Source organism: Candidatus Firestonebacteria bacterium RIFOXYD2_FULL_39_29 (assembly GCA_001778375.1).
Lineage (GTDB): Bacteria > Oederibacteriota > D2-FULL-39-29 > D2-FULL-39-29 > D2-FULL-39-29 > D2-FULL-39-29.
This window is the reverse complement of record MFGV01000017.1, coordinates 1-7,089: the sequence shown is the minus strand read 5'-3', so window position 1 is coordinate 7,089 and position 7,089 is coordinate 1. Positions and strand designations below refer to the sequence as shown.

The following is a 7,089-nucleotide window of genomic DNA, read 5'->3' as shown; positions in this document are numbered from 1 at the left end:
ACAAAAATGCTGCTTTTATATGAACTAAATATTTTTAAAATCGCACTTTTAACATAATTCAGCGGAACTTGGGCTAAGGCAAAACGGATTTTTTGCACGTGGAGTTTTCCTGTTTTCTGTGACTTGTGAGCAACGTACAGAAATTTATAGAAATGTTCGGAAAAAGGCTGAATTGTTCGAGCAAAGCGAGTTATTCAGCCGCCAAACATGGAGATAAATTTCCTCCAGTTGCGAATCGGAACAGAAAACGGGGAAACTTCACGAAGGTTGCGGATGACTGGTTTTAGATCAAAAGGAATAAATGCAGCTTTCCTAAATATAAAGATACATTCATTGCCGTCCGCCGTTCATTTTGGCGGAAAAAAGCCCGCTCTTGGATAACCAAAAACGGGCTTTGGGAAATAACTTTTAAAAATATTCTTTTTCGTAGACGGCGACTTCACGGAGCATGCCGTCGTCGATTTCCAGAAGGCGTCCGACACCTCTTACCACGCAGGTAACGGGATCATCGGCCATATTAACGGGAACACCGGTTTCATAGCGGAGCCGTTCAGCAAGACCTTTTAGTTGAGACGTACCGCCGGCAAGAATAATACCTTTGTCTACGATATCCGCGGAAAGCTCAGGAGGAGTTCTTTCCAGTGTTTCCTTTATTGCTTCTATTATTTGAGAAACAGGCTCTTTCATTGATTCTCTTATCTCTTCAGAGCTTACCTCTAAAGTCCGGGGTAAACCGGTGACCAGATCACGCCCTCTTACATTCATTTTAAGCTCTTCTTTTAAAGGAAACGCCGATCCTATTTCTATTTTTATTTCTTCCGCTGTACGTTCACCAATGAGCACATTGTAAGCCGTTTTTAAATGCGCGGCAATAGCATCAGAAAGTTCGTCACCGCCTACTCTGACGGATGTATTACAAACAATACCTTTAAGCGAGATAACCGCAATTTCAGTTGTACCGCCGCCAATATCCGCAATCATATTTCCAGTGGGTGATTCTATAGGTAATCCTGCGCCAATTGCAGCCGCCATAGGTTCTTCCACAAGAAATACTTCTCTCGCACCCGCCTGCTCCGCCGAATCTCTCACAGCACGTTTTTCAACTTCAGTTACACCTGAAGGAATACCTACAATGACAATGGGTCTTACAGGAGTTCTTTTATTATGAACCTTATTAATGAAGTATTTAAGCATCTTTTCCGTAACTTCGAAATCAGCAATAACCCCGTCTTTCATAGGCCTGATAGCAAGGATGTTTCCGGGAGTACGCCCGAGCATTTTTTTTGCATCCGTACCTACCGCTAATATTTCATGGGTGTCCTTAACCAGCGCAACCAGAGAAGGTTCATTTAATACAATACCTTTTCCCTTTACGTAAACCAGCGTTGTCGCCGTACCTAAATCAATCGCCAGATCATTAGAAAACATACCAAAAATAAAATCCAAAATCATTAATTGCCTCCTTAATGCTTACATCTTTTCTAATTAAATCAATGTTCTTCTCAATCAGAGTGCTGCCATTTCAGCTTCTTCTTACAACCTTCCATTACCAGACTTTCTATCCTTTCGGATTCGAATAACATTAACTTGGTTTCTTTTAGTATTTTACACTTAAAAGGCTCGTCTTTCAAATACAAAAAGTTAACTAAAACATTTAAATATGCAGCTTTTATTGCGGCACCGGCAAATAACGCAGCCACTCCGACATCACTTAAAAGGTTTTTATTACCTTTAATTGCCAAAGGCTCGCAAACCTTCAACACATTGCCGCATACAATCATTATATTATAAGGAATTTCAGCGGCTTTTTTTACAGCATCCTGTACTGCTTTTTCTCTCATTGATTTTTCGGCATCAGTAGAAACCGGAAGTTTTGAAGCTCTTGAATAATTCCCATAAACTTCAATATCCGATTCCATCAAGATCAAGAGTTCTTCACGATATTTCACCGAGTTCTCAAGCAATTCCTTAATATCTTCCGATACTGAAGCATACTTTTCATTACCCGCAGTGAAATTTCCGACCATACAATTAAGGCCGGAAGCCAAAGCCCCTGCCAAAGCTGCAGCCGCTCCGCCTCCCGGAGCAGGAAGTTTTGCGCTTAAATCCTCCACAAATTTTTTAACAGGCTCATTTATATAGCACATTTTTTACCCTGTCAATATTATACTTTCCGTTGTAATACGGCATAAATTCCCCGTCTTCTGCCGTAGCCATGACCAGTCCCGCACCCGCATAAAGAGAAGCTGATTTTATATTAATTTCATTCTGCAAACTCGGCTCATGCCAGTAAGGTGACCGTGACACAGAGACATGAAGTTTACCGTAACCCATGCGTTCAAAAAGACCAAATTCTTTTTCCGCTTTCCCGGAGTATGTAACCTTATTTTTATTATACACTTCCTTGACTATCATATTAATCTTATCTTTTAAAGGGATTTCATTCTCGTAAATTGGCTTGAAATAACTTTTTTCAATTCTTATTATCTCCAGCACGCTCTTCACGAAATCAATACCGGCTTTTGTGGAATAATTTTTCGTATGAGAAAATACCGGTTTTACCCCGAGATCAGAACAATATTTGTCTATTATTTTTATTTCATCCATGGTAATATCCCTGTTCTCACAGATACTGACTAGAACCGGAACTCCAAACTTTTTAACATTTTCAACGTCGCCGATAAGGACCTGTATTCCCTTCTCCAGGGCAGCAAGATTCTTTTGTCTTGAATTCTCCAGAGTAGCTCCACCATAAGTATTTAATTCATTCACAAAAGCCGTGATAACCACCATGTCCGGGGTAATTTCATTCTCAGCACAGGTTATATTAAAGAACTTTTCAATGCTTAATGGTACACCGCTGTCAAATTTTGCTATTACAAAATCCGCCAGCGACATTGCAGCAGAAATAGCCAAAGGATTGCCTTCCGGCAGAAAGTTACCGGTAGGTGAAGTATAGACCATTACAGGGTCACCGTTCCGGTTCTGCATAAGCTTGGGATTCATAGCCCCTTTAAGCATTTCAAATACGGTATCGTCAAGTTTAATATCCTTTAAATGCACGGCAGTATTTTCTCTGGAGATGCCGACCATAATTTTTGACAGCCGGGATTTTAATTCCTCTTCAGTCATTGAGGCAGCAACTACCGCAAGAAGTTCAGAATTTTGCATATGCATAAAACCCTCTTCTTTAAGAGTTCTTCCGGGCTTAGTATTACCAAAACCTGTAATAACTTTCTTTAGAGCTTCATCTCTTGAGGTAGCCACTCTGTTCCACATTAAATGATAGGGCAGCGAAGATGAATTACTGTTGTAAATAAGCTGATTATTAATGTAATTGGCTATGAAGTTATGAAGATACGCAATATTTGATATTTCTCCGGAACCGGTCAAAACATCTTGAAGAGGGAAAAGATTATTGTAAGTTTCATGTACCAGCATATCTTCCAGGGAATAGCTGGGAACACATAATAAAGTGCTCTTTCGAAGAAGGGAAAATGCCTGAACAAAGCGCTCACAAATAATATAATGTTGATTATCCGTCCCATAAACAGGCATTGTCGGAGCAACTACAATAAGCTTTGCCTTTCCTCCGCGTCTAAGCCGTTGAACCGCTTCAGAATTTAGCTTGGCGCTGTACTTACCGCAAACTTCGAGGTCTTTTTTACTCAACCCCATTTTTTCGGCAAGTTCAACCGCGCTTTTTCCTTTAAAAATATCGTTTTTTTTAGCCATAGTCTATTTTTTCCGGATTAGCTCCGGAATCCCCCTTTAGAAAAACATTCAAAAAGTGATACAAGAATATACAAGATTTGATATATAAAGTCAATCTAAAACAAATTTTAAGGTCAAAATTCTAAATTCTAAACAAAATCATTGAAATATACTGTATTTTGGCAAAACGAGAGGAAATGGATAGTATTTATAGGTGTTTTGCCTTATTCCAAGAAACCAGTTTTCAAAAGGAAGGTTTTTCGTTTAGTATTGGCACACTAGAATTTAGTGATTAGTGCTTGCCTTTATGTTATTTCAACCATTCTCTCAATAGCTTTTTTTGCTTTTTCCGTTATCTCCGGTGGAACTTTAACCACATTTTTCATATCTTGCAAAGCCCAAAGGACCTTTTCAAGGGTGTTTTTCTTCATATTCGGACATATTGCATCGGTATTAGCAGGATAAAATTCTTTATCCGGGTTTTCTTTCTTAAGGCGGTAAATCATACCGGCTTCTGTAGCGACTATGAACTCTTTAGCGACACTATTTTTTGAATACCTCAAGAAACCTTCTGTCGAACAAACCTCATCAGCAAGAGGCCAAATATCATTTCTGCATTCAGGATGCACCAATACCAGAGCTTTCGGATGTTCTTTCTTTGCCGTTTCAATATGCTTAGGAAGTATTTTTGCGTGTGTCGGGCAGTACCCGTGCCAGAGAACCATCTCCTTATTTAATTTCATAGATATCCACGCCCCCAGATACCTATCCGGTACAAAAATAATTTTCTTGTCCTTTAATTTCTTCACGACTTTTAGCGCATTCCCTGACGTGCAGCAATAATCGGTCTCCGCTTTGACCTCGGCGGAAGAATTAATATAAGAAACAACGATATGTTCCGGATGTTTAACTTTAAGAGCAAGAAGATCTTTTGCCGTTATCATGTCAGCCATAGGACAACCGGAAGAAAGTTCCGGAAGAAGAACAGTTTTATCAGGAGAGAGTATACTTGCCGTTTCCGCCATAAAATAAACCCCGCAAAAAACGATAACCTTAGCATCCGTCTTTGCCGCCTCCCGGCTAAGTCCCAGAGAATCCCCCGTGAAATCCGCAATATCCTGAACCTCAGGAAGCTGGTAGTTATGAGCAAGGATGATGGCGTTGCGTTCCTTTTTAAGTTTCTTTATATCTGCTATGAGTTTACTATTATCGGACATAAGATCTCCCTCTGAAACAAATTCTAAGATCTAAATTCTAAGCACTAAACAAACTTAAAATCAATTACTAAGCTCTAAGCACTAAATTCGAAACAAATTACTAATACTTAACAAAACAATACTTAAACGAAATCGATGTAATTATATTAATCATCTTCCTTTTTAGTGCTTAGTATTTTAATCTTAGTTATTGTTTAGTGCTTAGTGCTTTGATCTTAGTTATTACTTTATTACGCCTCCGCCCAGCACTTCACGTCCTCTGTAAAACACCACAGCTTGTCCGGGAGATATTGCCCATTCGGGTTTTACAAATCTTACCTCAATACCTTTTTTAGAGGGTTTTATTATTGCATCCGACAAAGGACTGCTGTATCTGGTCTTAACTTTAGCTTTCAACGGCTTAACAAGTTTCGAAATACTTATCCAGTTAACATCTTTAGCATAAAGAACTTTACCAAATACATCTGCTTTCGTTCCTATCACCACTCTGTTTTTTTTGGAATCAAGCCGGTTGACATATAACGGCTCGCGGGCCGGGATCTTGAGGCCTCTTCTTTGGCCTATCGTATAATTAATGATCCCCTCATGCCGTCCGATCTTTTCGCCTTTCAGGTCGACAATATCGCCTTTTTTTACTTTAACTTTAAAGTTAGTCCGCAAAAACCCTGCGTAGTCCCTATCCGGAACAAAACATATTTCCTGGCTGTCTTTTTTTTCAGCCACGAGGAGTCCGTATTTTTTCGCCAGCTTTCTTACTTTATCTTTTTTAAGTTTCCCCACCGGAAAAAGCGCGTGCTTTAACTGTTCCTGCGTAAGAGAGTACAAAGCGTAGGTCTGATCTTTTTTCGGGTCCAGCCCTTTTTCAAGAATGTATCTGTTAGTTTTTTTATTGTAAGAAACCGAAGCATAATGCCCGGTTGCGATGTAATCCGCTTTCAAGGCAAGCGCTTTTTGAAGGAGAAGCCCGAACTTAATATACGAGTTACACCTCACGCACGGATTCGGTGTTCTCCCTGCAATATATTCTTCACCAAAATCTTTAATCACATATTTATAGAATTCTTTTTTTAGATTGATAGTATAATGCGGAATACCCAGTTTAAAAGCAACTTTCTTTGCGTCAAGCACCGCCGAGGCAGAACAGCAGACCCCGCAAGCATCATCATCCGGGACAAGTTTTAAAGTAACCCCTATTACCTCAAATCCTTTATCTTTTAAAATAGCCGCTGCAACAGAACTGTCAACCCCCCCGCTCATAGCAACGACAACCCTTTTGCCTGCAAAAGTCATTTTTATCCTCAGAGTAATATTTTAGTTCTTACTTTATACTTTATCCCGGCGCTGGGCTCTAGGTGCTAGGTGATAAATATTAACACTTCAAGATTTTACTAAACTTCCAAACATCTAACCATCCAAGCATCCGTTTTATTTCAGCTCTTCCGGCAATTCATGTTCACAACTCTTATCATGATCAGCATCTTCAGCAGGAAGTCCCAGACCTTTCCCTGTAGTTTTTTTTAAATAGTCATCAACAGCTCTTTGCAGCGCCTGTTCGGCCAGCACCGAGCAGTGAAGCTTTATTTTGGGAAGCCCGCCTAAGGCATCTACCACTGCTTGATTGGTAACCTTCAGCGCTTCTTCAATAGTTTTGCCTTTTACAAGCTCTGTAACCATACTGCTGGTCGCAATTGCCGCGCCGCATCCAAAGGTTTTGAACTTTGCATCAGTAATAACATTATCTTTAACCTTAATATATAGTTCCATAATGTCACCGCAGACCGGATTGCCGACATGCCCTATACCGTCCGGATTTTCCATATCTCCGACATTCCTCGGGTTCTTAAAATGTTCCATAACCTTATTGCTGTAGCTTTCCATGGCGCCCCCTTATAAAAAATTGACTAAGTAATTTCTTTTAATGACTAAGTACTACTGACTAATGACTATTTATGGGAGGCGAATTAAAGCCTTCGCCATTATAATAATATTTTAATATTGCGGCGGCATTTTGCCGCATTCATTAAATAGTCACTAGTCATTTGTCATTCAGACTGTGTCGCAATTAAATTACTAACATGATATAATATGGCATATTCACTCCAAAGGAGCAAGCCATGTATCGCACTTCACTCCAAAGGAGCAAGCCATGTATCGCACT

General features: G+C 39.8%; 6 protein-coding genes. All 6 read right to left on the bottom strand.

All coding sequences use genetic code 11. From position 1 onward, the window contains the following. Positions 1-408 precede the first annotated feature (408 nt). A complete protein-coding gene (locus A2536_00950; protein ID OGF47728.1) occupies positions 409-1,452 on the bottom strand; it encodes a rod shape-determining protein in 1,044 nt (347 codons plus the stop codon). A 50-nt stretch (positions 1,453-1,502) separates the two neighbouring features. Then, positions 1,503-2,147: a hypothetical protein gene (locus A2536_00945; GenBank protein ID OGF47727.1), complete on the bottom strand. Its 645-nt coding sequence runs from the start codon at positions 2,145-2,147 to the stop codon at positions 1,503-1,505. After that, complete coding sequence (locus tag A2536_00940) at positions 2,131-3,735, bottom strand: hypothetical protein (GenBank protein ID OGF47726.1); 1,605 nt, start codon at positions 3,733-3,735, stop codon at positions 2,131-2,133. The genes A2536_00945 and A2536_00940 overlap by 17 nt, the downstream gene beginning before the upstream one ends. A 284-nt stretch (positions 3,736-4,019) precedes the next feature. Beyond that, complete coding sequence (locus tag A2536_00935) at positions 4,020-4,931, bottom strand: quinolinate synthase (GenBank protein OGF47725.1); 912 nt, start codon at positions 4,929-4,931, stop codon at positions 4,020-4,022. 222 nt (positions 4,932-5,153) lie between these two features. Then, complete coding sequence (locus tag A2536_00930) at positions 5,154-6,221, bottom strand: tRNA 2-thiouridine(34) synthase MnmA (GenBank protein OGF47724.1); 1,068 nt, start codon at positions 6,219-6,221, stop codon at positions 5,154-5,156. Positions 6,222-6,356: 135 nt separating this feature from the next. Further along, positions 6,357-6,809 carry a Fe-S cluster assembly scaffold protein NifU gene (locus A2536_00925; GenBank protein OGF47723.1) on the bottom strand — a complete coding sequence of 151 codons (453 nt, stop codon included), beginning with the start codon at positions 6,807-6,809 and terminating at the stop codon, positions 6,357-6,359. Positions 6,810-7,089 lie beyond the last annotated feature (280 nt).